This is a genomic window from Corynebacterium efficiens YS-314 (assembly GCF_000011305.1).
Classification (GTDB): domain Bacteria; phylum Actinomycetota; class Actinomycetes; order Mycobacteriales; family Mycobacteriaceae; genus Corynebacterium; species Corynebacterium efficiens.
The window spans coordinates 507,391-531,431 of record NC_004369.1 but is presented as its reverse complement, the minus strand read 5'-3'; the positions used below and the strand labels follow the sequence as shown (position 1 = coordinate 531,431).

24 protein-coding genes and 4 tRNA genes are annotated in these 24,041 nt (G+C 64.3%); 7 read left to right on the top strand and 21 right to left on the bottom strand.

From position 1 onward, the window contains the following. Positions 1-323: 323 nt before the first annotated feature. The 15 genes from CE_RS02660 to CE_RS02590 all read right to left on the bottom strand — a co-directional run bounded on the left by CE_RS02660 (position 324) and on the right by CE_RS02590 (position 11,120). Positions 324-1,313 (bottom strand): DUF3068 domain-containing protein, encoded by a 990-nt coding sequence (locus CE_RS02660; protein WP_006770268.1) that lies wholly within the window; start codon positions 1,311-1,313, stop codon positions 324-326. A 176-nt stretch (positions 1,314-1,489) separates the two neighbouring features. Then, a complete protein-coding gene (rplL, locus tag CE_RS02655; RefSeq protein WP_006770269.1) occupies positions 1,490-1,876 on the bottom strand; it encodes a 50S ribosomal protein L7/L12 in 387 nt (128 codons plus the stop codon). A 76-nt stretch (positions 1,877-1,952) separates the two neighbouring features. After that, the gene (gene rplJ / locus CE_RS02650) at positions 1,953-2,468 is read right to left on the bottom strand and encodes a 50S ribosomal protein L10 (RefSeq protein ID WP_006770270.1); all 516 of its coding nucleotides are present in this window, start codon (positions 2,466-2,468) and stop codon (positions 1,953-1,955) included. Between the two features lie 331 nt (positions 2,469-2,799). Beyond that, positions 2,800-4,221 (bottom strand): phytoene desaturase family protein, encoded by a 1,422-nt coding sequence (locus CE_RS02645; RefSeq protein ID WP_041628402.1) that lies wholly within the window; start codon positions 4,219-4,221, stop codon positions 2,800-2,802. Between the two features lie 186 nt (positions 4,222-4,407). Next, complete coding sequence (locus CE_RS02640; RefSeq protein ID WP_196794354.1) at positions 4,408-4,809, bottom strand: TetR/AcrR family transcriptional regulator; 402 nt, start codon at positions 4,807-4,809, stop codon at positions 4,408-4,410. Continuing rightward, a complete protein-coding gene (locus CE_RS02635; RefSeq protein WP_407921237.1) occupies positions 4,772-5,359 on the bottom strand; it encodes an ABC transporter ATP-binding protein in 588 nt (195 codons plus the stop codon). Before CE_RS02635 ends, CE_RS02640 begins: the two co-directional genes overlap by 38 nt. A 439-nt stretch (positions 5,360-5,798) precedes the next feature. Further along, a complete protein-coding gene (gene rplA, locus CE_RS02630; protein ID WP_006770275.1) occupies positions 5,799-6,509 on the bottom strand; it encodes a 50S ribosomal protein L1 in 711 nt (236 codons plus the stop codon). A gap of 127 nt (positions 6,510-6,636) precedes the next feature. Continuing rightward, complete coding sequence (rplK, locus tag CE_RS02625) at positions 6,637-7,071, bottom strand: 50S ribosomal protein L11 (protein ID WP_006770276.1); 435 nt, start codon at positions 7,069-7,071, stop codon at positions 6,637-6,639. Between the two features lie 334 nt (positions 7,072-7,405). After that, the gene (gene nusG, locus CE_RS02620) at positions 7,406-8,269 is read right to left on the bottom strand and encodes a transcription termination/antitermination protein NusG (protein WP_006770277.1); all 864 of its coding nucleotides are present in this window, start codon (positions 8,267-8,269) and stop codon (positions 7,406-7,408) included. Between the two features lie 225 nt (positions 8,270-8,494). Further along, positions 8,495-8,824, bottom strand: a complete 330-nt coding sequence (secE, locus tag CE_RS02615) for a preprotein translocase subunit SecE (protein WP_006770278.1) — start codon at positions 8,822-8,824, stop codon at positions 8,495-8,497. A gap of 27 nt (positions 8,825-8,851) precedes the next feature. Continuing rightward, a tRNA-Trp gene (locus tag CE_RS02610) sits at positions 8,852-8,924 on the bottom strand. Positions 8,925-9,080: 156 nt separating this feature from the next. Continuing rightward, positions 9,081-9,152 (bottom strand) — tRNA-Met (locus tag CE_RS02605). A 55-nt stretch (positions 9,153-9,207) separates the two neighbouring features. Next, positions 9,208-9,280 (bottom strand) — tRNA-Thr (locus tag CE_RS02600). Between the two features lie 577 nt (positions 9,281-9,857). After that, a tRNA-Tyr gene (locus CE_RS02595) sits at positions 9,858-9,940 on the bottom strand. 127 nt (positions 9,941-10,067) lie between these two features. Continuing rightward, positions 10,068-11,120 (bottom strand): polyprenyl synthetase family protein, encoded by a 1,053-nt coding sequence (locus CE_RS02590; protein ID WP_006770279.1) that lies wholly within the window; start codon positions 11,118-11,120, stop codon positions 10,068-10,070. Positions 11,121-11,272: 152 nt separating this feature from the next. Here CE_RS02590 and CE_RS02585 point away from each other — a divergent pair, with 152 nt between their 5' ends. Further along, positions 11,273-12,568, top strand: coding sequence for a geranylgeranyl reductase family protein (locus tag CE_RS02585; RefSeq protein WP_143758405.1), 1,296 nt, complete (start codon positions 11,273-11,275; stop codon positions 12,566-12,568). A gap of 13 nt (positions 12,569-12,581) precedes the next feature. Here CE_RS02585 and CE_RS02580 read toward each other — a convergent pair whose 3' ends face one another. The 5 genes from CE_RS02580 to CE_RS02560 form a co-directional block, all read right to left on the bottom strand. Further along, positions 12,582-13,274 (bottom strand): demethylmenaquinone methyltransferase, encoded by a 693-nt coding sequence (locus CE_RS02580; RefSeq protein WP_011075007.1) that lies wholly within the window; start codon positions 13,272-13,274, stop codon positions 12,582-12,584. Positions 13,275-13,338: 64 nt separating this feature from the next. Further along, on the bottom strand, positions 13,339-14,568 hold the full coding sequence (locus CE_RS02575) for a glycosyltransferase family 4 protein (RefSeq protein ID WP_143758404.1): 1,230 nt from the start codon (positions 14,566-14,568) through the stop codon (positions 13,339-13,341). A 116-nt stretch (positions 14,569-14,684) separates the two neighbouring features. Further along, positions 14,685-15,122 carry a DUF3592 domain-containing protein gene (locus CE_RS02570; protein WP_006770283.1) on the bottom strand — a complete coding sequence of 146 codons (438 nt, stop codon included), beginning with the start codon at positions 15,120-15,122 and terminating at the stop codon, positions 14,685-14,687. After that, positions 15,123-16,754, bottom strand: coding sequence for a 2-succinyl-5-enolpyruvyl-6-hydroxy-3-cyclohexene-1-carboxylic-acid synthase (gene menD, locus CE_RS02565; RefSeq protein ID WP_006770284.1), 1,632 nt, complete (start codon positions 16,752-16,754; stop codon positions 15,123-15,125). Between the two features lie 10 nt (positions 16,755-16,764). Continuing rightward, positions 16,765-17,781: an o-succinylbenzoate synthase gene (locus tag CE_RS02560; protein WP_006770285.1), complete on the bottom strand. Its 1,017-nt coding sequence runs from the start codon at positions 17,779-17,781 to the stop codon at positions 16,765-16,767. 55 nt (positions 17,782-17,836) lie between these two features. Between CE_RS02560 and CE_RS02555 the strand changes: the two genes are divergently transcribed. The 6 genes from CE_RS02555 (at position 17,837) to menE (ending at position 23,083) form a co-directional block, all read left to right on the top strand. Beyond that, positions 17,837-18,142 (top strand): 4a-hydroxytetrahydrobiopterin dehydratase, encoded by a 306-nt coding sequence (locus CE_RS02555; RefSeq protein WP_006770286.1) that lies wholly within the window; start codon positions 17,837-17,839, stop codon positions 18,140-18,142. A gap of 43 nt (positions 18,143-18,185) precedes the next feature. Continuing rightward, positions 18,186-19,145, top strand: a complete 960-nt coding sequence (locus tag CE_RS02550; protein WP_006770287.1) for a 1,4-dihydroxy-2-naphthoyl-CoA synthase — start codon at positions 18,186-18,188, stop codon at positions 19,143-19,145. A gap of 531 nt (positions 19,146-19,676) precedes the next feature. After that, on the top strand, positions 19,677-20,939 hold the full coding sequence (locus CE_RS02545; RefSeq protein WP_006770288.1) for an inorganic phosphate transporter: 1,263 nt from the start codon (positions 19,677-19,679) through the stop codon (positions 20,937-20,939). Continuing rightward, the gene (locus tag CE_RS02540) at positions 20,940-21,227 is read left to right on the top strand and encodes a hypothetical protein (protein WP_011075003.1); all 288 of its coding nucleotides are present in this window, start codon (positions 20,940-20,942) and stop codon (positions 21,225-21,227) included. A 141-nt stretch (positions 21,228-21,368) separates the two neighbouring features. Continuing rightward, positions 21,369-21,800 carry a DoxX family protein gene (locus tag CE_RS02535; RefSeq protein WP_006770291.1) on the top strand — a complete coding sequence of 144 codons (432 nt, stop codon included), beginning with the start codon at positions 21,369-21,371 and terminating at the stop codon, positions 21,798-21,800. Positions 21,801-21,952: 152 nt separating this feature from the next. After that, positions 21,953-23,083 carry an o-succinylbenzoate--CoA ligase gene (gene menE, locus CE_RS02530; RefSeq protein WP_006770292.1) on the top strand — a complete coding sequence of 377 codons (1,131 nt, stop codon included), beginning with the start codon at positions 21,953-21,955 and terminating at the stop codon, positions 23,081-23,083. A gap of 3 nt (positions 23,084-23,086) precedes the next feature. On the opposite strand, the gene CE_RS02525 is transcribed toward menE, so the two are convergent. After that, positions 23,087-23,953: a hypothetical protein gene (locus tag CE_RS02525; protein ID WP_006770293.1), complete on the bottom strand. Its 867-nt coding sequence runs from the start codon at positions 23,951-23,953 to the stop codon at positions 23,087-23,089. Positions 23,954-24,041: the final 88 nt, after the last annotated feature.

Genomic DNA, 24,041 nt, shown 5'->3' with positions numbered 1-24,041 from the left:
CGGGCATCATCCAGACGAAAAAGAGAGACGGATTCCAACGCAACGACTCAGCTTATACCACAGCCATGCGAAAGTAAAGAGGGAGATTTTTCTTCTGGTGCCTCCCGTGCTATCGGCGGGCATTCTCCACGCCGTCCACGCCGTCCACGCCTGAGCCTGACGGCGACTCACCGGTAACCTACCGGTGTTCTACAGCACTCCGGCGTTTCCCAGAGATCCCAGCATCTCTTTCACTTAGGCACCCTAACAAACATTCCGGGGTTTTTCGCAATTCGGGCACGGGAATCCCCGGGGATTGACAGGTATCAGACATGCGGAGGAACCTATGCGGTGCCTCGTGACCGGCGTCGACGTGCCCGGTCGAAGAGCCCGAAGCTGCCGGCCAACCCGATGAGGGCGAGGACGCCCCCGACGATCATGCCGATGGTGTTGGCGGTCTGTGCCGACTCCCCGTCCGGGATGTCGGACGCCTGGGCGATGAGGTCGCTGACCTGCCCGTCGGAAAGCGTCCCCTCGAACAACAGGACCTGCTCGTACTTCTCCCCCGTGCGGTCACCGTAGAAATCGTCGATCCGCTCGTTCATATCCACGATCAGACCGGTGCGCTGATCCACCCAGAAGTCACGGACCACATCGTGGTAGAGGTAACCGGTGGTGGTGCCGCCATCCTCGCGGGTCAGGGTGGTGGTGTTGGAGGGGTCCGCGAAGGACTCCGCCACATTCGCCCTGTCGATCACCTGCCGGTAGTGCATGATGGTGCGACCGTCGACCTCGGTGGATTCGACGAAATCAGCCGGGCGGGCCTGCCTGAGGGTGGTGTCCAGCATCGGGTAGGAGGTGGCCTCCGCATCCGTGGGGAACTTCAACCAGATCCCCTCCACGTCGTAGTTGAGGGTGGGGCTGGCGAGCTGACTGGTCACGGCCATCTCGGAGAGGATCTCACCGGTGAAGCGGTCCACCCGGAAGTTGTACACGGAGGCCGACAGCAGCCTCTCCTGATCATTGCCGTCAACGCCCTCCACGCCGTGCAGGAGGGTGTCACCGACGCGCAGGGTCGCCCGGTCCGCATCGGCGGGGTCCATCACCTGGAAGTGCAGCTGTCGGGTGATCGGGGTGGTGACCAACCCGGCCTCGGGGTCCGAGTTCAGCAGTGTCTGACCATTGTCGTCGGTCAGCGTGTAGGTGGTGGCGTCGAGGTCCAGAGGCAGTCGACCATCAGCGTGCACAAAGCGGGGGGCGACCAGCCCCCACACGATCAGTGCCACACCAATTCCGAGCAGGAGCGCGGAGAAGATCCTGGTTTTAGGCAGCATGCGGTCGATGTTACCTGAGGCCTGCGGCGTTCCTTAACGGGACGGAGCTTTACGACGCGGGTTCCCGCCGCCCGTTGCCAGCCCCGCCGGTGGGACAACGGGAAAACCCCGCTGCCGCGATCAAGATCGCGGAAACGGGGTTCCAGGCATCGTGGAAGATGCGTGTAAGAAGGTTCTTACTTGAGGGTGACCTTTGCGCCAGCCTCTTCGAGCTTAGCCTTGGCAGCCTCAGCGTCGTCCTTGTTTGCACCCTCGAGGATAGCCTTAGGTGCGCCCTCGACGAGCTCCTTGGCTTCCTTCAGGCCCAGGCCGGAGACGAGCTCGCGGACAACCTTGATCACGCCGATCTTCTTGGCGCCAGCGTCCTCGAGAACGACGTCGAACTCGTCCTTCTCCTCAGCAGCAGCAGCTTCGCCGCCAGCGGCACCTGCAGCAGCAACGGCGACCGGAGCAGCAGCGGTGACCTCGAAGACCTCTTCGAATTCCTTGACGAACTCAGAGAGCTCGATGAGGGTCATTTCCTTGAAAGCCTCAATGAGCTCGTCCTTGGTGAGCTTAGCCATGATGGCGTCCTTTCTGTTGGGGCGTATTCACGCCCGTAAAAGTTTGGGGTAGAACTGGTGCGCCTGATGCGGCGACTTAAGCGTCCTTCTTCTCCTGGAGCGCAGCTGCGAGGCGTGCGACCTGGGAAGCAGGGGCGTTGAACAGGCCTGCGGCCTTTGCCAAGTTGCCCTTCATGGCGCCGGCAAGCTTCGCGAGAGTGGTCTCGCGGTTGTCCAGCTCGGCAATTGCCTTGACCTGATCTGCGGTCAGAGCATTGCCATCCATGTAGCCACCCTTGACTACGAATGCCTTGTTGTCATCGCCGAATTTCTTCAGCACCTTTGCGGTGTCGACAGCCTCGCCCTTGATGAAGGCAACAGCGGTCGGACCGGTCAGGAGATCATCAAGGCCCTCGACGCCAGCTTCCTGAGCGGCGATCTTGACAAGGGTGTTCTTGGCGACGGAGTACTGGACATCATCACCCAGTGCGCGACGCAGCTCGGTGGTCTGAGCCACGGTCAGGCCACGGTACTCGGTGAGAACGATGGAATCGGTCTCAGCGAACTGTGCCTTGAGCTCTGCCAGAGCTGCTTCGTTCTTTGGATTTGCCATTACTTCGCCTCCTTCCTCTTATGTGTGTCTACTGATCCGCGGGACCTTCACCATGAGTAGATCCCAGCGGGGATCAGCTCACGAAAAAAGCCCCGTGCAAGAGCACAGGGCGCATCATATTCCACGTAAGGGAACCTAAGGCGTCAAAGTGTCTCCTGCGTGGGCCGTTCCAACAGTGTGGAAACCTTCGATCCGCGACAGCGGATGACCAACGGTCTTCGGTGAACCTTGAATACAACCGTGTGAAAGGTTGTTCAAACTTCGGGTTTTGACTTTATACCACACCGTGCCCCATACCAAATCGTCGCCTGGCCTGGGGCGTCGACAGGCATCAGCTGAAGTCGTGCAGCACCTTCCTGGCCACCCACTCCCCCGGCATGCCGTGGACCCCACCGCCGGGGCTGGTGGACGACGACGCCATGTACAGCCCCGGGCCCAGCTTGTACGGCATGCGGCGCAGGGCCTGGATGCCGCTGGTGGCTCCGCCCCCGACATCCCCGCCGATCAGGTTGGGGTTCCACCGCTCCAGGTCCACCGCACTGTTCTCCACGACCTTGAGGATGCGGTCCCGGAAACCGGGGGCGAAACGTTCGATCTGGCGGAGGATCCGCATGGTGGCCTGCTTGTCCACAAACCCCTGGGGCACATGGGCATACGCCCAGACCACCGTCGCATCCTTCGGACCACGGGAGGGGTCCGCCGCCTGCTGCTGACAGACCAGCACGAAGGGTTTCTCCGGCAGGTGGCCCGCGGCCGCCTCGGATTCCGCGAGCTGGATCTCATCCAGCCCCCCACACACATGCACTGTGGTGGCATCCGCCACCTCCGGGTTCGACCACGGGATGGGACCGTCCAGGAGGATATCCAGCTTGTAGGATCCGGGCCCGTATTTCCACTTCTTCATGATCCGGGACGCACGGTGGGACAGTTCCACACCCTTGAGCCTGGATACCTGGGCCGGGGTGAGGTTGAGCACCACCGCGTCGGCGCCGGAGAACTCGCGCAGATCCTCCACCGGATGATCGGTGTGGATGACACCACCGAAGCTCTCCAGGACCCGGACCAGCGCGTTCACCACGCTCTGCGTGCCACCGACCGCGACCGGCCAGCCATGCACCATCCCCAGGGAGCCGAACAGCAGACCAAAGGAGGCTGTCAGGGGCTGTGCCGGTGGGGTGATCGCATGGACCGCGGACCCGGAGAACAGCACCCGCGCCTCCTCGGTCTCGAAGGCGGCGCGGGCCAGGGTGCGCGCCGGCAGCAGGGCGAGCGCCCCGAAGGCCGCCATCTTCACCGGGTGCGGTGGGAAACGGAGCACCGGCCCCAGGACGTTTTCCAGATGCTTGTCCAACCCTCGGGTGACCAGTCCGTGGACATGCCGCCACCGGGAGGCATCCTCACCCAGCTGGGTGGCGGTGGTGTCCAGACCACGGCTGAGAAACGCCGCGCGACCGTCATCGAGGGGGTGCGCCATGGCGTAGCGCGAATGCGCCCAGGTCAGGCCGTGCGCCTGCAGATCGAGGTCGGCGAACGCCGGCGAGGCGATACCGAACGGGTGGGCGGCGGCCCCCATATCCACGATGGTGCCCTCCCCCAGCACGGGGGCGGATCTGGCGGCACCACCGGGACGACTGCCCTGCTCATACACATCGACCTGCCACCCCTCCCGGGCGAGGAGGCATGCTGTTGTCAGCCCGTTCGGGCCCGACCCCACGACCACTGCACGGCGTTTTCTCTCAGGATGCTTCGTCACCCCACCCACGCTACCTTTCCACTGCAATCATGGCCGGATAGCCCACCGCAGTTCTGCTGACTCCGATCAACCCCGGGGTGGGGTCACCGCCGCACGGGCCATCCACTGGATGGATATCAGCGATCTGATCGACATCAGCGTGGGACTGGTTGACCAGCTCCGCACCGCGGTGGATCATGGCGTCGATCAGGGGCGGACGGTGTCCCCCTCATCGCCCAGGAGTTCACGCAAGGCCGGGTCCAGACCATTGTGTGATTCCTGGACCCGTTCATCGGCGAAGGTCTCGGGGAGGGTGCTGGCCGCGGACATCAGCGGCCCGTGAGAACCCTCCACGAACAGGGGCAGGGTGACCCGGACATACGCCGCCAGGCGCTCCGCCGGGCCAGGACCCACGCGGTCGAGTTCGGCGGTCAGACTGTCCAACCATGCCGGGATGGCCTGGAGCAGCAGCTGAATGATCATATCCTTGCCGGAAGCCACATCGAGGTAGACACTGGAGCGGGCCAACCCGACCTCAGCGGCCACCTCGGCGATGGTGGGGACCCTCCCCTCACCGGCGACGATCAACCGTTCCGCCGCGTCGAGCACGGCCCGGTGCTGGGCAGCCCGGTGCTCCGGGACCGAGGGTTCGGTTATCTTGGGCATACCATGAAGCCTGGTCCCTGGCCGTGAGCTTCCCGTCAACCATGTCGTAGACACGGTCACAGTGCTCGATCACCTCGAGGTCGTGGGTGACCATGACGCCGGCGACACCGAGTTCGTGGCATTCGTGGGCGAGCAACCGGACGATCTCATGGGCGCGGTTGCGGTCGAGGGCGGCGGTCGGTTCGTCGACAAGCAGCAGGTCAGGCCCGCCCACCAGGGCGCGGGCGATACCGATGCGCTGACGCTCACCACCGGACAGGGTCGCCGGACGGTGCTCCGCACGGTGCGCCATCCCGACAGCCTCGAGCAGCTCATCATTGCTGCGACGCCCACGACGCCCCAGGATCCGGGCCGCCAGCTCCAGCTGATCACGCGCCTTGAGCGCCGACGGCAGGTTACCGGAGGACTGGAAGACGAACCCGATGTGCTCACGACGCACCCGTGCGAGTTCCTTCTGGCAAAAACTGTTGGTTTGTGGGTGCGGGGCCAGCAAAACGCCAGGACGGGTTTTGCAGAACAACAGTTTTTGCCAGCAACCCACCTCCACCCCACGCCCCCCGTGAACGAAATCGTTGGTTTACATGCCCCGCACCCGCATATCCCCAGGACGGGTTTTGCAGAACAACGGTTTCGTTCAACCACCCTGCCCGCGACAAAAACTGTTGGTTTGCGCGCCCCGCACCGGCATAACCCCAGGACGGGCTTTGCAGAACAACAGTTTTTGCCAGCACCCCACCTTCACCCCACGCCTCCGTGAACGAAATCGTTGGTTTGCGCGCCCGGCACCCGCATATCCCCAGGACCCCTCCCACAAACCAACGATTTCGTTCAACCCCAGGCACGAACAACGCCCCTCCCTCCCCGCAGAGGGGGAGGAAGGGGCGTCAGTCAGAACCGGAGAACCGGTGCAGAACCGATCCGTCAGGGCAGATTTATGCCTCGGCGGTGTAGTTCTTGGTGATGTGGGTATCCACTGCAACGCCTGGGCCGGTGGTGGAAGACATGGTGATCTTCTTCAGGTAGATGCCCTTGGAGGAGGAAGGCTTGATACGGAGGAGCTCATCGATGAGTGCGCCGTAGTTCTCAGCCAGTGCCTTGGCATCGAAGGATGCCTTGCCGATGGCGGCGTGCAGGTTGGAGGCCTTGTCAACGCGGAAGGAGATCTTGCCGCCCTTGACCTCTTCGATGGCCTTGGCGACATCGTTGGTGACGGTGCCGGTCTTCGGGTTCGGCATCAGGCCACGGGGGCCCAGGACGCGGGCGATGCGGCCGATCTTGGCCATCTGGTCCGGGGTTGCGATGGCGACGTCGAAGTCGGTCCAGCCACCCTGGATGCGCTCGACGAGCTCGTCGGTGCCGACGAAGTCAGCGCCAGCGGCCTCAGCCTCGGTTGCCTTCTCGCCAGCGGCGAAGACAGCGACGCGGACGGTCTTGCCGGTGCCGTTGGGCAGGGAGACGGTGCCACGGACCAGCTGGTCAGCCTTACGGGGGTCAACGCCGAGGCGGATGGCCACGTCGACGGAGGCGTCGAAGTTCTTGGAGGAGGTCTCCTTGACCAGTTCTGCAGCCTGCAGTGGGGTGTACTCGCGGCCGGCGTCGATCTTGGCGGCGGCCTCGCGGTAAGCCTTGGAGTTCTTGCTCATTGTGTAATTCCCTTTCGCGGAATTTGTGGTTTGCGGGCCGGAGCTGGCCCTGCCACAGGAAAAGTTATGGGGTGCACCCCGCCCCTTTTACCGGGTGGGATGCGGGTTGAGGAATCAACCCTCGGAATTAACCCTCGACGGTGATGCCCATGGAGCGGGCGGTGCCGGCGATGATCTTCGCAGCGGCGTCGATGTCGCGTGCGTTGAGGTCTTCCTTCTTGGTCTCGGCGATCTCACGGATCTGGTCCATGGTGACCTTGCCGACCTTGTTGGTGTGAGGAACGCCGGAGCCCTTCTGCAGGCCGGCGGCCTTCAGCAGCAGCTTGGCTGCCGGTGGGGTCTTCAGCTTGAAATCGAAGGAGCGATCCTCGTAGACGGTGATCTCAACAGGGACCACGTTGCCGCGCTGGTTCTCGGTGGCGGCGTTGTAGGCCTTGCAGAATTCCATGATGTTGACACCATGGGCACCCAGTGCGGGGCCGACCGGGGGAGCCGGGTTGGCCTGTCCTGCCTGGATCTGCAGCTTGATGAGGCCTGTGACCTTCTTCTTCTTGGGAGCCATCGTTTGACCTGCTTCCTTGTTACCGGCTCGCGCCTGGGACGATGAAACCCCATGGGCGCTGCCGTCCGGATGCTCGGTGCCGCTACCAACAGGCCTGCTCTGAGGCATTCATTGGATCGTCACGTAACCGGGCCACCGGGGATGAACGTATGAATACATGTCGGAAAACATGCGGTTGTCCACTTTACACCCCTGCACCCTGCACACCAAAAGCACCTTTCGGGTGCTTGTCGACGCCGCCACTGTCCCCCGTCGTCAAGCTCCCCGGCGGGCGCACCCGTACAACGTCGACACCCCCTGGGACAGGTCCCAGGGGGTGTGCGGTGAAAAGAGGTTAGCTGATCTTCTCGACCTGATCGAACTTCAGATCAACCGGGGTCTCACGACCGAAGATGGACACCAGGGCCTCAAGCTTCTGGTTCTCCACATCGATGGAGGAGATCGTCGCGGACACGGACGCGAACGCACCGGTGAGGATGGTGACCGCCTCGCCGACCTGGAAGTCCACGGTGACCTGCTGCGCGGCGGAATCGGTGGGCATGGCCACAACCTGCTCGCCCTCGGCGGTGGTCGGGGCTGCCTCGCCGGCAACCACAGCGGACTCCTGCGGCATGAGGAACTTGGCCACATCGCGGTGCTTGACGGCGGTGGCGTTGCCCTCGTTGCCCACGAAGCTGGTGACACCCGGGGTGTCACGCACAACCGACCACACACGGTCGTTCATCTCCATGCGGACCAGGACATAACCCGGCAGGAGCTTACGCTTGACCAGCTTGCGCTTGCCGTCACGGATCTCGGTGACCTGCTCGATGGGGACGACAACCTCGTAGATGTCCTCCTCGACCTCAAGGGTCTGGGCACGCATATCCAGGTTGGCCTTCACCTTGTTCTCATAACCGGAGTAGCACTGGATGATGTACCAGGAGCCCGGCTGCTTCTTCAGGTCACGGGTGAACTGACGCAGACGCGCACGGTACTCCGCGTCGGCGTCCTGCTCACCGGTATCACCCAGCGCTGCAGCTGCCTGCGCCACATCATCCGTGGCAACCTCGGACTCCTCAGCAGGCGCCTCGGCGAAAGCCTCACCCTCCGGGGCGGCCTCGTCGAAGGTCTCACCGATCTCGAGGTCGGCGTCCTGGACGGACTGCTCCTCCACAGCGAATTCCTCAGCGAACTCGTTGTTGTTCTCTTCGCTCATCTTGCGTGTTCTCCAAACATGTATGTTTCACAATTCCCGACCCCACTGCCGAGATACCGTCGGGCAGCGCAGGCGCTGGGTAACGCTCCTGGGGTCCATGCTACTGCCCGGACACCCCGTTGACATTCACCGACCCAGCACGGACCGGGGGTTGGGATAAAGAATCATCCCGCCGGTTCCTTACCGGAACCAGCGGGATGTTAAAGACTGTGGTGACAACCTTACCTAGGGAGTAAGTGCCTTCTCAACTCCGAGGCCTGCGATGAAATCCACACCCGACACCAGAGCGGTGAGAATGATCAGGAACACCAGGACCACGATGGTGTAGGTGACCATCTGGCGTGCGGTCGGCCAGATCACCTTGCGGATCTCGGTAACCACCTCGGGCAGGAAACTGACAACGCCCCCACCATAGGTCGCATCCTTGGCTGAAGCCGAGGCTGCGACGGCGGGAGCGCGCTTCGCCTCATAGGAGGCGGTGGAGACACCCGACAGCTGACGCTTACCAGTGGGACGCGAAGTTTCACTTGCACCGGTGTTCTGATCGTCGCTCAAGGCACTCCTCAGGTTGTAAAAATCTTGCAGGGGCGACAGGACTTGAACCTGCAACCTACGGTTTTGGAGACCGTTGCTCTGCCAATTGAGCTACGCCCCTATGCGCCACAGTGTTCTGCAGCACGGATAACACTACCAGAAATATCCGGTTACGGATGTAACATGACCGGTAAAACTGGAGATATCCGGGTTTTAGCGAAATGACACCCACGCGGAGATCACTGAAATGAGACCGTGTGGGGCCGTGTTTTCGCAGTAGCGATGGCGAGAATTGAACTCGCGACACAGCGATTATGAGTCGCTTGCTCTACCACTGAGCTACACCGCCATTATTGCTCATCCCCACGATGAACCGATTGGGTGCAGCTGGAGAAAAACAATTGAGCCCCCTAACAGAATCGAACTGTTGACCTTTTCCTTACCATGGAAACGCTCTGCCGACTGAGCTAAGGGGGCATCAGCTTCTCAAGGATTCGGAGGCTTTTGTTTTGCCCCGCTCCGTTGAAGCCTTAAGTACATTAACCCGAATCGTTCACACAACACAAATCCGCAGGTGAGGGCATGTTTTTGAACGCCCTGAAATGCGCTTAAAACACACAATGATCCGCACACCCAGCAAAGTGGCCTGTTCATCCCTCTCGAGGCCCCATTCCAAGCCTGCTGGACCGGCGTCCGTGCCCAACCCCGGCCCCGGCGTCGCTCACGGGTGCCTCACTCTGCAGGGAACGCCCCGCAAGGACCTGGATGTCGTCCCAGAGGCCCTTCTGTGAACGTTTTGGTTGGTTTGTCGGCGGTGGCCCCGCAAAACCCCAGGACCGGTTTCACAAACCAACGAAATCGTTCACCCGGCCCCGGCGGGCCAGGCACCAGCGGTCCCACCCGTGACAAAAACCGTTGGTTTGTGGGGCCGGCGCGGGCAAAACCCCAGGACGCCCGTCACAAAACAACGGCTTTTGCCAACCGCCCCTAGAATCCGCCCCACCACGGGAATGCAAAAAACACCCACCGAAGTAACTTCGGTGGGTGTTGTCTGTGCCAGATGTAGGATTCGAACCTACGTAGGCGCAAGCCGACGGATTTACAGTCCGCTCCCATTGGCCGCTCGGGCAATCTGGCATGCACTGCTTGGTGCGCTACACACTTTACTATGAACAGTGGGCATTAAGGCAAATCGGCAGGTCATGGCGGGTAAACCGGGGTCGCCCTGAGTCGCCCAGACCGGCCAGAACTAGACCGGCCAGAACTAGCCGACGCGCTGCACCGTGAAGATCGCGAGGTTGCGCAGGGCGTCCTTGACGGAGTTGTCGGGCAGGCGGTCGAGTTCGGCGTTGGCGATGGCCATGTAGTGGTGGACGTCGGCAAGCGCCTCGCGGCGACCACCGGACTGGGCGAGCAGCTCCAGGGCGCGGTCGACGGTGTCGTCGTCCTCGATGGGTCCGGTGAGGATCTCACGCAGCTGGGCACCCACCTCGGTCTGTTCACGCATGGCGTAGAGCACGGGCAGGGTGAACACGCCTTCGCGGAGGTCGGTGCCGGGGGTCTTGCCGGATTCGGCGGTCTCGGAGAAGATGTCGATGATGTCGTCGACGATCTGGAAGATCATGCCCACGGCCGCACCGAATTTCTTGAGGGCATCGACGTGTTCCGGGGTGGCGTCGGCATGCATGGAGCCGAGGAAGCCGGCGGAGGCGATGAGCACGGCGGTCTTCTCGCGGATGACCTTCATGTAGTGGTCGACGGGATCACCGCCGCGGGCGCCGACCGTCTCACGCATCTGGCCGGTGACCAGTTCACCGAAGGTCTCGGCGAAGTGGGCGACGGTTTCCATGCCGAGTTGGCTCATGATCCGGGAGGCGTGGGCGAGGAGGATGTCGCCGGCGAGGATGGCTACGGAGTTGTCCCACCGGGAGTTGGCGCTGGGGACCCCGCGACGCATGGTGGCCTCGTCCATCACGTCGTCGTGGTAAAGGGTGGCCAGGTGGGTGATTTCCACGACCACAGCGGCCTTGATCACGTTGTCGCTGAGTGGTTTGGCACCGAACTCGGAGGCCAGCAGTGCGAACATGGGGCGGAAGCGTTTGCCGCCGGCCCGGGCGAGGTGGGTGACCTTGTCCACGAGGAAGTCCTCCCCGATGGACAGTTCCTTCAGCAGGCGGTCCTCGACCTGCTGCATGGCGTTGTCGATCCTGGCGGTGAGCGCCGGGTCACCAAACTCGACCTGAGATGCGTTGTTTCCTGACGCACCTTCTTTTCCGAGCCCGTGGGAACGGGTTGGAACGGTTCGGCCGCTACTCATTCATCGCTACCTTTGGTGATCGTGTGTGGTTCCCGCCGGTAGACAACCCGGGGATACCAGAAAATGGACGTTATAGCTTTCCGTTTAACCGTAGTCGACAGCAGGGACCTAAAGCACCCTGGGGTGGCTTTCACCCGCTGCCCCCTGCGACAATGGAATGCGTGTCTGTATCTTCCGGTGTGTCCTCCCCTGTCTCCCCGTCCGTCGATGTTCTCGTGGTCGGTGGTGGGCCCTCGGGGTCGGCTGCGGCGGTGTACGCCGCCCGGCGGGGCCTGTCGACGTTGCTTATCGACGCCTCCTCCTTCCCCCGCGACAAGACCTGCGGGGATGGTCTCACCCCACGCGCCGTGCACCAGCTGGAGAAGCTCGGGGGCGCGGAGCAGGTGACCTCCACCTATTCCAACAGGGGCCTCAAACTGCACGGTTTCGGCGGGTCGGTGGAGGCCCCCTGGCCCGAATCCGCGTTCGGCACCCGTGGCTCGGCGATGACCCGGGCGAGTTTCGACAATCTCCTCTTCGAGCTGGCCAGATCACATCCCGAGGTAACCACCTGGGAGAACGCCACCGCGGAGACCCCGGTGTTAACCGGCTCACGCCTGTCTGCGGTGGAGGTCAACCACAACGGCCAGCGGCGCACCGTGACTGCCAGGCATGTGATCGTGGCGGACGGGGTTCGCTCCACCTTCGGCAAGAAGCTGGGCCGGATCTGGCACCGCGGGGAGGTCTACGGCATCGCCGCGCGCTCCTACTGCACCTCACCCGACTCCACCGAGCCATGGATCCACTCCCACCTGGAGCTGCGCGATGAACAGGGCACCGTCCAACCCGGGTACGGATGGATCTTCCCCCTGGGGGATGGCACCGTGAACCTGGGGTGCGGTGCCCTGTCCACCGATCAGCGCCCGGCGAAGGTCAACACGAAGAAACTGCTGGGGTTCTACGCCTCCCAGCAGCGGGAGGAGTGGCAGTTGGGCCCGGAACAGGATGTCGCCTCGGCGATGCTGCCCATGGGTGGGGCTGTCTCCAATGTGGCGGGCCCGAACTGGATGCTCATCGGTGATTCCGCGGCGTGTGTGAACCCGCTCAACGGTGAGGGCATCGACTACGGTCTGGAAACCGCTGAGCTCGCGGTGGAGCTCATCCACACCCACCCCCGGCGCGATGCCACCCTGCTGTGGCCCCATGTGTTGAAGACCCACTACGGCGAGGCCTTCGTGCTGGCGCGTACCGCGGCCAGGCTGCTGACCTATCCGGCGTTCCTGCCCGCGATGGGCCCGCTGGCCTTCCGGGGACCGTTGAAGAAGGTGGCCATGCCGGCGGCGGCCCGGCTCATGGGCAACCTCATCACGGAGGAGGACAAGGACATCCTCGCCCGTGGATGGCGCCTGGCGGGCAGCACCGTCAGTGCGGCCCGCCGGGGCACCCCGCTGTGGAATTCAACCCTGTGAGCCCTGTGAGTTCCTAGTTCCCCGGCTTGATGGCGGAGTGCATGGCCACGATGCCGAAGGTGAGGTTCTGCCATCCGCAGTCGGACCAGCCGTTGGCGTTGATCTCGCGGGCCAGGTCCTCCTGATCGGGCCAGGCGCGGATGGATTCGGCGAGGTAGATGTAGGCCTCGGGGTTGGAGGAGACCACGCGTGCGACCTTCGGCAGCAGACGCATGAGGTATTCCTTGTACAGGGTGCCGAACACGGGGATCACCGGGGTGGAGAACTCCGCCACGGTGAGGCGTCCGCCGGGTTTGGTCACGCGGGCCATCTCGCGCAGGCCGGCCCGGAAATCGTGGATGTTGCGCAGCCCGTAGGAGATGGTGACAGCGTCGAAGCTGTTGTCGGCGAAGGGCAGTGTCATGCCGTCGCCGACCACCATGGGGACATTGCGGTGCTTACCGGCGGCCAACATGCCCTGGGAGAAGTCGCAGGCGACACACCAGGCGCCCGATTTGGCCAGTTCCACGGTGGATACCGCGGTACCGGCGGCGAGGTCGAGGACCTTCTCCCCCGGTTTGAGATCCAGTCGCTCCCGGGTTCGTCTGCGCCACACGCGGTCCTGCCCGAAGGACAGCACCGTGTTGGTGAGGTCATATTTGTCTCCGACGTCATCGAACATTGAGGCGACGTCGAATGGGTCCTTGTCTAGTGATGCCTTAGCCACGTCACATAGTCTAGGCCACCTACGACGCGGGACCACGCCGGAGGGCTCCCCCGGTTAACCCGGCCTAGACGTCGACACGCACGGGTATCTCGGCGCGCACGCCGAGCATGCGGGCCACCCACTGCGGCATCCGGGTGACTTCGGCGTTGGGGCCGAAGAAGGTCAGCGGGACGCGGCGGGACAGGGCGATGACGTCGGTGTAGTGCTGGAACAGTTGTTCGCACAGCGCGTCCCAGCTCTTGTGGCGCACGCCCTCGCGGGCGGCCAGTCGCATGGTCCGGTGGCGGGAGTCATCGAGGATCCACTCGGCGGCTGCGGGCAGTTTCTCCTTGAAGTCCACCACGTCCAGCAGCAGTCCGTTGACGCCGTCGTCGATGAGGTCGATGGGGCCACCGGCACGGGGGCCGATGGTGGGCACACCGGAGGCCTGGGCCTCCTGGATGGCCTGGCAGAAGGTCTCGAATTCGCCGGGGTGGACGAACAGGTCCAGGGAGGCGTAGGTGCGTGCCAGGTCCTCGCCGCCGAGGGCACCGGTGAAGATGGCATCGGGCATCATCTCCCGCAGGTACTTGGCCTCGGGGCCGTCACCGACGATGACCAGCTGGATGTCCTTCCGGCCCGACAGGCTGACCAGCCGCTCCACGCCCTTCTCCGAGGCGAGTCGACCGACGAAGCCGACGACCTTCTTCGACCCGGTGGGGTCCCAGCTGCGGCGCAGCTCCCCGCAGCGCTTGGAGGGGTGGAAGCGCGTGGAGTCCACGCCACGTGCCCAGTGGAAGATGTCATTGACGCCGTGGTCACGCAGCTCATCGATGCTCATCGACGAGGGTGCGAGCGTGCGCTGGCAGGTGTTGTGGACCGTGCGGATCCACTCCCAGCTGGCGGCGGCCAGGGGTGCCAGGTGGTAGCGCTGGGAGAACCCGGCGACATCGGTCTGATAGATCGCGATCGCGGGGATGCGCAGCTGGCGGGCGGCGAAGGCGGCGGCACCACCGAGGACGAAGGGGGAGGCCAGGTGGATGATATCCGGGTTGTACTCCCGCAGCACGGTGGTCACCGAGGGCAGCGGCACCCCGATGGGCAGGGAATCGATGAGGGGGACGCGGACGGTGGGCACACGGACGATCTCAAAGCCGAGGTATTCACCGATCTCCTCCTCGAATTCGCGGGCACCCGGCGCGATGACAAGCGCCTCGTGGCCGTTGGCAGCCAGGTACTCCAACACGCGGAGAACCGAGTTGGTGACTCCGTTGACGTTCGGGAGGAATGACTCTGCAACGATTGCTACACGCATGCGTCTGATTATCTCCATGTCTTACCACCGGGGCGGTGAACCCTGGATGGCTTTATCGAGAACTTTGTTTAATTCTTGGACCAGGGAGGGTGAATTCCCCCTTAACCGTCCCGCCCTCACAGGCTGGCCGGATCCTTGGATCGTCCTCCGAGGAACCCGACCGCCACCCATAATAACCCTGCAATCACTGTTGCCACACCTGCAACGCTGAGTGCCGGGATGATCGACAGCGTCCATTCGCGGCCCTCCACCTTGACCAGTGTGGGGTCGGTGGTGGCGTAGTTGACCCAGACGCGTTGCCCCTCCCCCAGCCCGGTCGGGTAGAGCAGGCCGGTGGCCGGGGAGTGGAAGATGCCGTGTTCATCCTGGAAATCCACCGTGGTGCGCAGGGCGCCGACATCGGTGACCTCCGCCAGGGCCCGGCCCGGGTCGGCGGCGATGGTGCGGTCGTTGAGGAACGGGCCGATCACCATGGCGGCGCAGCCCAGGATGGCGGCGATGTAGAGGGCGATCACCGCCTGGCGTACCCGACGCCGGATTCTCCCCCACTCCACCTAGCGGACCTTCGCGGTGAGCTCGCGCTGCAGTGCGCGACGGGTGTCGCGAACGGTGACGGCCTCAATGACGGTGAACCCGGGGATCTCGATGGTGTCCTCCAGTTCCATGAGCAGGTCCTGGAGGGTGTTGGCGCGTCGGTAGTCCACGCCGTAGGCATCGCAGAGGTCGGAGATGTTGACATCGTGCGGGGTGCCGAAGGCCCGCTCGAAGCGGGAACGCAGGCCGGGGGCACCGGTTTCCAGGAGCTCGAAGATGCCGCCGCCGTTGTCGTTGGCCACCACAATGGTGAGGTTCTCGGGCCGTGGTTCATCGGGGCCGATGAGCAGGCCGCCGGCATCATGGATGAATGCGAGATCCCCGAGCAGCGCCACGGTGCGCGGGGCCCGGATCTCATCGGGGTGTCGGGCCTGGATGGCCAGGGCGGTGCCGATGGCCTGGGACACGGAACCGTCGATGCCGGCGGTGCCGCGTGGGGAGTGCACATCCACCCCGGCGAACGGCAGGCCGACGATGCTCAGATCACGGATCGGGTTGGAGGCGGCGCAGAACACCGTGTCCCCGGTACCCAGTCCATCGGCGACAGCGGCGGCGACATGCAGACCGGTGAAACCGTGCTCTTCCTTCGCCAGTACCTCACGAACGCCCTCGGCGGCCAGGTCGGAGGCGGCGTCGCAGATCTTCAGCCACTGTTTCTGCTGCTCACCGGTGACCTTCACGCGGGATCCGACCCGGTCGGCGTGGCGGCCGGGGTCGGTGATGACATCGGTGCGCGACAGCACGGTCAGCTCGATGGTGGGATCCGTCATCAGTTTGAGCACACCGCGGTGCAGGGTGGGGTGCCCCACCACGATGATGTGATCGGGGCGGGTGGTCACCACATACCCCTCCGCGGAGACCTGGTCCTTGAGCAGGAACTCCGCGGCCAGCGGGTGCACGGGATGGTAGGCGACCGGGGCGGTGGGTTCGGCGATGGTGGGCACCTCGGCGAGCTCCTCGATCTCCCAGGCCTCATCACCGGCGATGACGAGCGTGTTGCGGGACAGATCCACATCGACCACCCCGTGATCCACCCAGCGCTGCTCCCAGTCCACCGGGCCGCGCTGCCCATGAAGCTCGGGCAGGTCCGGTGCCACCAGCGGCATGTCGAGTGCGACGTTGATGTGGCGCGGGCTTTGCGACGCCCCGTTCCCCAACGCCTGGCTGATCCGTCCGACGTGCTCTGGGGCGGCGACCGTGACGGTCGGTGCCAGGGCACCGAAGATGTCGGTCTGGTCGATGGTCTGGCTCGACCCGGTGCCGATGAGGTGTGCGGGACGGTCCGCGGACACCACCAGCAGCGGGATGTGGGCGTGGGCGGCCTCGGTGACCGCCGGCAGGCAGTTGGACACCGCCGTGCCGGAGGTCATGATCACCGGCACCGGACGGCGCTGGACGCGCGCCAGCCCCAGGGCGAGGAAGGCGGCGGAGCGCTCGTCGATACGCACATGGACGCGCAGATCCTCCCGGGAGAGCACCTCAAGCGACAACGGTGAGTTACGCGAACCCGGGCATAACACCACGTCAGTGATGTGCGGGCTCAGGGCTTCAATGACTTCGCGGGCAAGTTCCTGTGCAGGCGTGACGGACATGGCAACCAGTCTAGATCCCGGCCAGGACAGAATAGGATTCCCGCACGCGCTCAAACCACCAGTCGCGGCGATCCGCAGGCGCGGCCAGGCCCGCCAGACGATCCGGTTCCGGGGTGATCACGCGGGTCTCCATGAACCCGTCGGTGATGGTGTGCGGGGCGGCGACATCCTCGATGAAGAACTGCGAGGTGGCAAGGCCCGCGGCGGCTGGGGGGACGTCGATCAGGTCGTCGTCGTCAAGCTTGGGCAACGCGGCGACCGCGGCCAGACCCGCGTTCATGCCCACCACCGTATCCAGGGCGCTGGCCACCGTGATGTCCATGGTGCGCGCCCGCAGATGCTCCGCCACCTCCAGCACCCGGCGCACCCCGCCCAGGGGCGCGACCTTGACCACCGCGACATCCGCGGCCCGCAGTTCGGCGACACGGTAGGGATCATCGGAGCGACGGATCGACTCATCCGCCGCCACCCGCGCGAAGATCCCACGGCGCTGCAGCGAGGCCCGCACCTGCGCCAACTCCTCGACGGTCGCACAGGGCTGCTCGAGATAATCCAGCGGCCCCAGGTGTTGGGCGGCCTCCAGGGCCTGCTCCACCGTCCACCCGGTGTTGGCATCCACGCGGATCACCGCGCCGGGGCGGGCCTCACGCACCGCCTGCACACGCGCGATGTCATCGGCCAGCGTCTGCCCCTTCTCCGCGACCTTCACCTTCACGGTGCGGCAACCCGGGAACTTCTCCAACACGGCCGCAACCTCCTGCGCGGGGACGGCCGGGACCGTGGCGTTGACCTCGATGTGGGTGCGCAGCGGCTCAGGGAACCCCTGCCAGGCCGCCTCGATGCCCGCAGCCAACCACGCACTCGACTCCACGGCGTCATACTCCAGGAAGGGGGCGAACTCACCCCACCCGGCGGGCCCGTCGATGAGCAGGGCCTCACGCGTGGTCACCCCACGGAATCTCACATTCATGGGCAGCGACACCACATGGGAGCGCTCGAGGATCTCGGAAAGGGAAGGCAGCGTCATGAGGCTCCAGTTTAGGCCCTCGCCCAGGCGGCATCGGTGCGGGCATGATGGAGGCATGACATCCACAGACCGCGTGACACCGCAACAGATCCGCGACGCCGGACTCAGCTGGACCATCAACGACAAGACCATCACCGCCACCTTCAAGACCGGCGACTTCGCCACCGGCCTGGCCCTGGTCAACCTCATCGGTGAATCCGCCGAGGCCCACAACCACCACCCCGACATCGAACTGACCTACCCCACCGTGACCGTCACCCTGACCAGCCACGACATCGATGACCTCAGCGAACGCGACCTGCACCTCGCCCGGGTGATCAACGACCACGCGGAGCAGCTGGGGGTGGAGAAAGCCTCCTGAACCTTCTCCGTTGGGGCGGCAGGGGCCCACCTAAGCTGTATGCATGACCAACTACAGCACCGACAACCCCTTCGACCCGACCCAGTGGGCCACCGTCCCCGGCTTCGATGACCTCACCGACATCACCTACCACCGCCACGTGGGCACCGACCGCCGGGACGGCATCGTCCGCATCGCCTTCGACCGCCCCGAGGTCCGCAACGCCTTCCGACCCCACACCGTCGACGAGCTCTACCGCACCCTCGACCACGCCCGCCGCACCCCCGATGTGGGCACCATCCTCATCACCGGCAACGGCCCCAGCAAGAAGGACGGTGGCTGGGCCTTCTGCTCCGGTGGCGACCAGCGCATCCGCGGCCGCTCCGGCTACCAGTACGCAACCGCCCATGACTCCGACGACACGGTGGCGGACGAATCCACCGTCGACCGCAACCGGGTGAAGGCCGAGGGCGGACGCCTGCACATCCTGGAGGTGCAGCGCCTGATCCGCACCATGCCCAAGGTGGTCATCGCCGTGGTCAACGGCTGGGCCGCCGGCGGTGGACACTCCCTCCACGTGGTCTGCGACCTGACCATCGCCTCCCGCCAGGAAGCACGCTTCAAGCAGACCGACGCCGACGTCGGATCCTTCGACGCCGGCTACGGTTCCGCCTACCTGGCCAAAATGGTCGGCCAGAAATTCGCCCGCGAGATCTTCTTCCTCGGCCGCACCTACTCCGCAGAGGACATGCACCGCATGGGTGCCGTCAACATCGTCGCCGACCACGGCTCCCTGGAGGCCGAGGCCATCCAGGTCGCCCGCGAGATCAACGGCAAATCCCCCACCGCCCAGCGCATGCTCAAATTCGCCTTCAACCTCACCGACGACGGCCTCATGGGCCAACAGGTCTTCGCCGGCGAGGCCACCCGCCTGGCCTACATGACCGACGAGGCCGTGGAGGGCAAGGAGTCGTTCCTGGAAAAGCGTGACCCGGACTGGTCGGAGTTCCCCTACTACTACTAGAGGGGCCTCTGGGTATTCCGGGCTGGCGTGGCAAAAACTGTTGTTTTGTGTTGGGCATCCTGGGGTTTTGCCGGGGTCAGCCCCACAAACCAACGATTTTTGTCACGGGGTGCGGGGTGTTCGTGGACGTCTTCCCGGGGTGGTGAACGAAATCGTTGGTTTGTGAGGGGCATCCTGGGCTTTTGCGGGGCCGGGCCCTATAAACCAACGATTTCGTTCATGAGGTATCTGCTGATCTGGCTCCTGATACCCTCTCCCCCACCCCATAAGGGAAGAATTCACCCAAAGTTCATCTGTTTGGTTCTCTTAGGCAATGTCCGTCATGTTTGTGCCACCCGGGATGGGTAGCGCTCCGGCCCGCCCCCGAAAGGCCATGTCAAAGCTGGGCCGGAGCCAACAATTCTGGCCACCCCAGTACGACCCCTTACCCAAATCCGGGGCTGGCGATGCTGGTCGTTGTCACGCATCCCCTGCTCAGGGGCGCTTTCCCGATGCCCGGATCGCACCGGTCATGCTGCATACTTCTCAGTTGTGACCGAGTTGATAATTCTTCTGATCGTGATTGTCACGGCGCTCGCCTTCGACTTCACCAATGGATTCCACGACACCGGCAATGCCATGGCCACCTCCATCGCAACCGGCGCCCTCAAGCCCAAGGTGGCTGTAACCCTGTCCGCGGTGCTCAACCTCGTGGGTGCGTTCCTCTCCGTTGAGGTCGCAGCCACGGTGGCCAAGGGCATCGTGGATCTGGACCAGTTCAACCTCTCCAACCCCGGGGATTCCCACCAGTTGCTGCTGGTTGTGTTCGCCGGACTGATCGGCGCGATCCTCTGGAACCTGCTGACCTGGCTGCTGGGCATTCCCTCCAGTTCCTCCCATGCCCTGTTCGGTGGTCTCATCGGCGCAGCAATCGCATCCATCGGCTTCGGTGGCGTTGTGTGGGAAGGTGTCCTGGCCAAGATGATCCTGCCGGCGCTCGCCGCCCCGGTGGTAGCCGGCCTGGTTGCCGCGATCGGCACCTTCGCCGTCTACGCGCTGACCAAGACCGTAGCCGACAAGGACAAGAACCGTTATTTCCGGTGGGGTCAGATCGGCTCCGCCTCCCTGGTCTCCCTGGCACACGGCACCAATGACGCCCAGAAGACCATGGGTGTCATCTTCCTGGCACTGGTGGCCACCGGCCATGTGGGTGCGGATGCCGATATCCCCTTCTGGGTGAAGGCATCCTGTGCATTCTTCATCGCCTTCGGCACCTACCTGGGCGGATGGCGGGTCATCCGCACCCTGGGCAAGGGCCTCGTGGAGATCGACTCCCCTCAGGGCATGGCCGCGGAGACCTCCTCGGCCGCCATCATCCTGACCTCCTCCCACTTCGGTATGGCGCTGTCCACCACCCACGTGGCTACCGGTTCCATCATGGGCACCGGCATCGGCCGCACGGGGGCGTCGGTGCGCTGGTCGGTGGCCAGCCGCATGGCTGTTGCCTGGCTGATCACCCTTCCGGCATCCGCCCTGGTGGGCATCGTCTGCTGGTGGATCGCCCACGGTATCGGCGCCTTCTCCTCCGATCTCCTCGGTGTGCTCGTGGCCTTCGCCATCCTCATTGCCCTGTCGGTCCACATGTGGCTGCATTCCCGCAAGGCCCCGGTGGATCCGAACAATGTCAATGAGGACTGGGATGACACCACCAACGGCGTCGCCCCCGCACCGAAGAACGGACAGAAGAACACGCAGAAGAGCACCAACATCGCCCAGGGACACGCCCCGGCCACGACCTTCGAGGAGCGCAGCTAGATGAATCTCTCCACCCTCTTCGGCAGCCTCATTGATGTCACCCTCGTGGGCATCCTGCTGGGTGCCGGTCTGCCCGCACTTTTCGCACTGGGTATCCGCCTGACCCACGGGCCGTCCGTGGTGACGGCGGACGGCGCCGTCACCCACCACGCCAGCCCGCTGGGTAAGACCGCCGCGGCGATCTGCTTCGGCATCATCATCTTCGCCGTCGTGCTGGGCATCCTGTGGGTGACCAAGTCGACGATCCACCAGTACTTCGCCTGGGACATCTTCGGCACCGAGGCTTAAGGCCCCCTCGGTCACCATCAACTCATCCACCCCGCCCCGGATCACCCCGGTGCGGGGTTTCAATGTTTCAACCGGCCATTCAATGACCAGCCCACACCGAATAGTTGACACGGTAACCATTCACACGCTAACTTGATTGACATGTCAACAATCAAGCCACTTGCGCTTCTTCTGTCCCGCGTCCTCCTCGGTGTCATCCTCATCGCCCACGGCTGGGACAAGTTCCAGATCACCGGCCTCGAGGGCGTCAGCGGATTCTTCGCCTCCCTGGGTATCCCCGCAGCCGGCGTCGTCGCCCCGCTCGTCGGTGCCATCGAACTCATCGGAGGCATCATGATCCTCCTCGGTGTCTTCACCCGCTACGTCAGCGCCGTCGTCGCCGTGGTCATGCTCGGTGCCGCACTCTCCGCACACGTCAGCGCCGGCATCTATGTCACCAACGGTGGCTGGGAGCTGGTCGGCGCCATCGGTGCCGGCATGCTCGCCCTCATCGCCGCCGGCGCCGGTGCCTGGAGCATCGACGCTGTCCTGGAGCAGAAGAGAACCACCGAACGCGAGCTCGTCAACGCCTAGGAAACCGCACCAACCGCACCACCCCCACACCGGCATCTCCTCCCCCGACCCTCCACCGGGTCACGGGAGGGGTGCCGGTCTTTTTCATCCCGCAGTGTCTCGAAGTGTCGCTGTCTCGGTGCCCGACCCGGTTCCCACTAGACTTTCCAACCATGAACACCCGAATTCTCGAACCGTTGCCTATTGACCCCACCAACCCCGTGGCGATCCTCGGCGACCTCGAGGATGCGATCGCCGGCACCCGCACCTTCCTGCCCATCCCCGCCCGCGACCGGCCACGCGCACAGGCGTTGCGTGATTCCCAGCGCGCCGGGCAGCCGATTGATCCGGATATCGCCCTGGTGATGGCCACCTCGGGTTCCACCGGCACCCCGAAGGGTGCTCAGCTCACCCCCGCCAATCTGGTCAGTTCCGCGGATGCCACGCACCAGTACCTCGGCGGCGAGGGGCAGTGGCTGCTGGCCATGCCCGCCCACCATATCGCCGGCATGCAGGTGCTCATCCGCGCGCTCATCGCGGGTGTCGAACCGCTGGCACTGGATCTGAGTGAGGGTTTCGACATCCCCGATTTCGCCCGGGCCGCTCAGGAACTCAAGGACACCGGCGACCGCACCTACACCTCGCTGACCCCGATGCAGCTGACCAAGGCGATGGATTCCCTGGAGGGCATCGAGGCCCTCCGCCTCTTCGACACCATCCTGGTCGGTGGTGCCGCCACCTCACGCCCCACGCTGGATTCGGCCGCGGAGCTCGGCATCCGGGTGGTCACCACCTACGGTTCCTCGGAGACCGCCGGGGGCTGTGTCTATGACGGCCGGGCGATCCCCGGCGCGAAGATCCGGGTGCGTGATGCCCGCATCGAGCTGGGCGGGCCGATGATCGCGCGGGGCTATCGCAACGTCGAAAAGCACCCGGACTTCGCGGAACCGGGCTGGTTCCGCACCTCGGACACCGGGGAGCTTGTCGACGGCCGACTCACCGTCATGGGTCGTCTTGACGCCATCATCGATTCCGGTGGTCTGAAACTGCATCCGGAGGTGCTGGAGAAGGCCATCATGGACCTGGACGGCATCACTGGTGCGTGTGTGCTCGGTGTGCCGGATCAGCGTCTGGGGCAGGCCATCGTCGCGGCGTATTCCGGCACCCTCTCCCCCGCCGAGGTGATCCGCGGACTGGCGGATCTTCCCAGGTGGCAGCTCCCCAAGCAGCTCAAGCATGTGGAGGCGCTGCCCATGATCGGACCGGGCAAGGTCGACCGCCGGGCGATCACCGCCCTGTTCTGACCCCTAATCCTCGGCCTGGCTGAACTCCACCAGCCGCGCCACGTCCTCATCGGTGTACACCTTGGCGATCTGCTCATCATTGCCGCCGAGGAAGGTGTTGCCCACCACGAGCGCCCCGGCCTGGGTTGTGGGCACGACCGCGAAATGTCGTGGCTGGGCGTAGACCTGGCGGACCGGGTGCCCGGAGCGCAGGGCGCAGACGTGGAGCCAGACGTCGTCGGCACGCTTGCAGGTCTCCAGGAACACGTCCCCCTGTGCGACCACGTAGTCGATGAAGCTGGTGGGATAGAGCACCCCCGACACCCCGGTAGCGAAGTGGAGGAAGGATGCCTCGGAGGTGTCCGCCGCGGTCCACTTGACGTAGGGGAGCATGTGGCCGTCGCGAAGCTCGATCCGGTGCGCCCGGTAGGCGACCACCGCGTCGTTGCGCAGATCGCCGATGAACTGGAGACGCTGCAGGAACCACTCGGGGTAGATCATGTCATCATCGACGGTGGCCACCCGCACACCGGTGCCGTGGACCTCACGGAACTGGTTCCAGTACTTGGTGTGCGGACCGTACATGCCGTCGCTGCACTTCACCTGCAGACCACGGTTGACCAGACGCTGGACGGCGACGGGCCACTCCGAGTGGTAGTCCGGTCCATCCAGCCACAGCACGATGGGCGTCTGCTGGTAACCGCGGGCTATGGACTCGATGGTGAAGTGCACCTTGTTGATGCGTTTGCCGTGGGTGGTCAGGGAGACAATCACCTCGCCGGAGGTGGGGATTGTCTGCCGGGAGAATCTGTTGCGCAGCGCCAGGGGCAGCATCCGCAGCAGGGTGAGGAAGATACTCGCCACCTGTCTGATCACATATCCGATCCACATGTTCTCCGTGCCACCTCCATCAACGATTCCCGCGCGCCCTTAAGAATTACTTACCCAGAACACAATAGCGCCAAGTCGCTCACACGAC

Excerpts from the sequence above, each read along its gene's own strand:
- CE_RS02560 (WP_006770285.1), bottom strand. The coding sequence starts at position 17,781 with ATGACGCTGCCTTCCCTTTCCGAGATCCTCGAGCGCTCCCATGTGGTG.
- CE_RS02590 (WP_006770279.1), bottom strand. The coding sequence starts at position 11,120 with ATGAGTAGCGGCCGAACCGTTCCAACCCGTTCCCACGGGCTCGGAAAA.
- CE_RS02535 (WP_006770291.1), top strand. The coding sequence starts at position 21,369 with ATGTCAACAATCAAGCCACTTGCGCTTCTTCTGTCCCGCGTCCTCCTC.
- rplL (WP_006770269.1), bottom strand. The coding sequence starts at position 1,876 with ATGGCTAAGCTCACCAAGGACGAGCTCATTGAGGCTTTCAAGGAAATG.
- CE_RS02575 (WP_143758404.1), bottom strand. The coding sequence starts at position 14,568 with ATGCGTGTAGCAATCGTTGCAGAGTCATTCCTCCCGAACGTCAACGGA.
- rplA (WP_006770275.1), bottom strand. The coding sequence starts at position 6,509 with ATGAGCAAGAACTCCAAGGCTTACCGCGAGGCCGCCGCCAAGATCGAC.
- nusG (WP_006770277.1), bottom strand. The coding sequence starts at position 8,269 with ATGAGCGAAGAGAACAACAACGAGTTCGCTGAGGAATTCGCTGTGGAG.
- CE_RS02660 (WP_006770268.1), bottom strand. The coding sequence starts at position 1,313 with ATGCTGCCTAAAACCAGGATCTTCTCCGCGCTCCTGCTCGGAATTGGT.
- CE_RS02585 (WP_143758405.1), top strand. The coding sequence starts at position 11,273 with ATGGAATGCGTGTCTGTATCTTCCGGTGTGTCCTCCCCTGTCTCCCCG.
- menE (WP_006770292.1), top strand. The coding sequence starts at position 21,953 with ATGAACACCCGAATTCTCGAACCGTTGCCTATTGACCCCACCAACCCC.
- CE_RS02540 (WP_011075003.1), top strand. The coding sequence starts at position 20,940 with ATGAATCTCTCCACCCTCTTCGGCAGCCTCATTGATGTCACCCTCGTG.
- menD (WP_006770284.1), bottom strand. The coding sequence starts at position 16,754 with ATGTCCGTCACGCCTGCACAGGAACTTGCCCGCGAAGTCATTGAAGCC.
- rplJ (WP_006770270.1), bottom strand. The coding sequence starts at position 2,468 with ATGGCAAATCCAAAGAACGAAGCAGCTCTGGCAGAGCTCAAGGCACAG.
- CE_RS02550 (WP_006770287.1), top strand. The coding sequence starts at position 18,186 with ATGACCAACTACAGCACCGACAACCCCTTCGACCCGACCCAGTGGGCC.
- CE_RS02525 (WP_006770293.1), bottom strand. The coding sequence starts at position 23,953 with ATGTGGATCGGATATGTGATCAGACAGGTGGCGAGTATCTTCCTCACC.
- CE_RS02555 (WP_006770286.1), top strand. The coding sequence starts at position 17,837 with ATGACATCCACAGACCGCGTGACACCGCAACAGATCCGCGACGCCGGA.
- rplK (WP_006770276.1), bottom strand. The coding sequence starts at position 7,071 with ATGGCTCCCAAGAAGAAGAAGGTCACAGGCCTCATCAAGCTGCAGATC.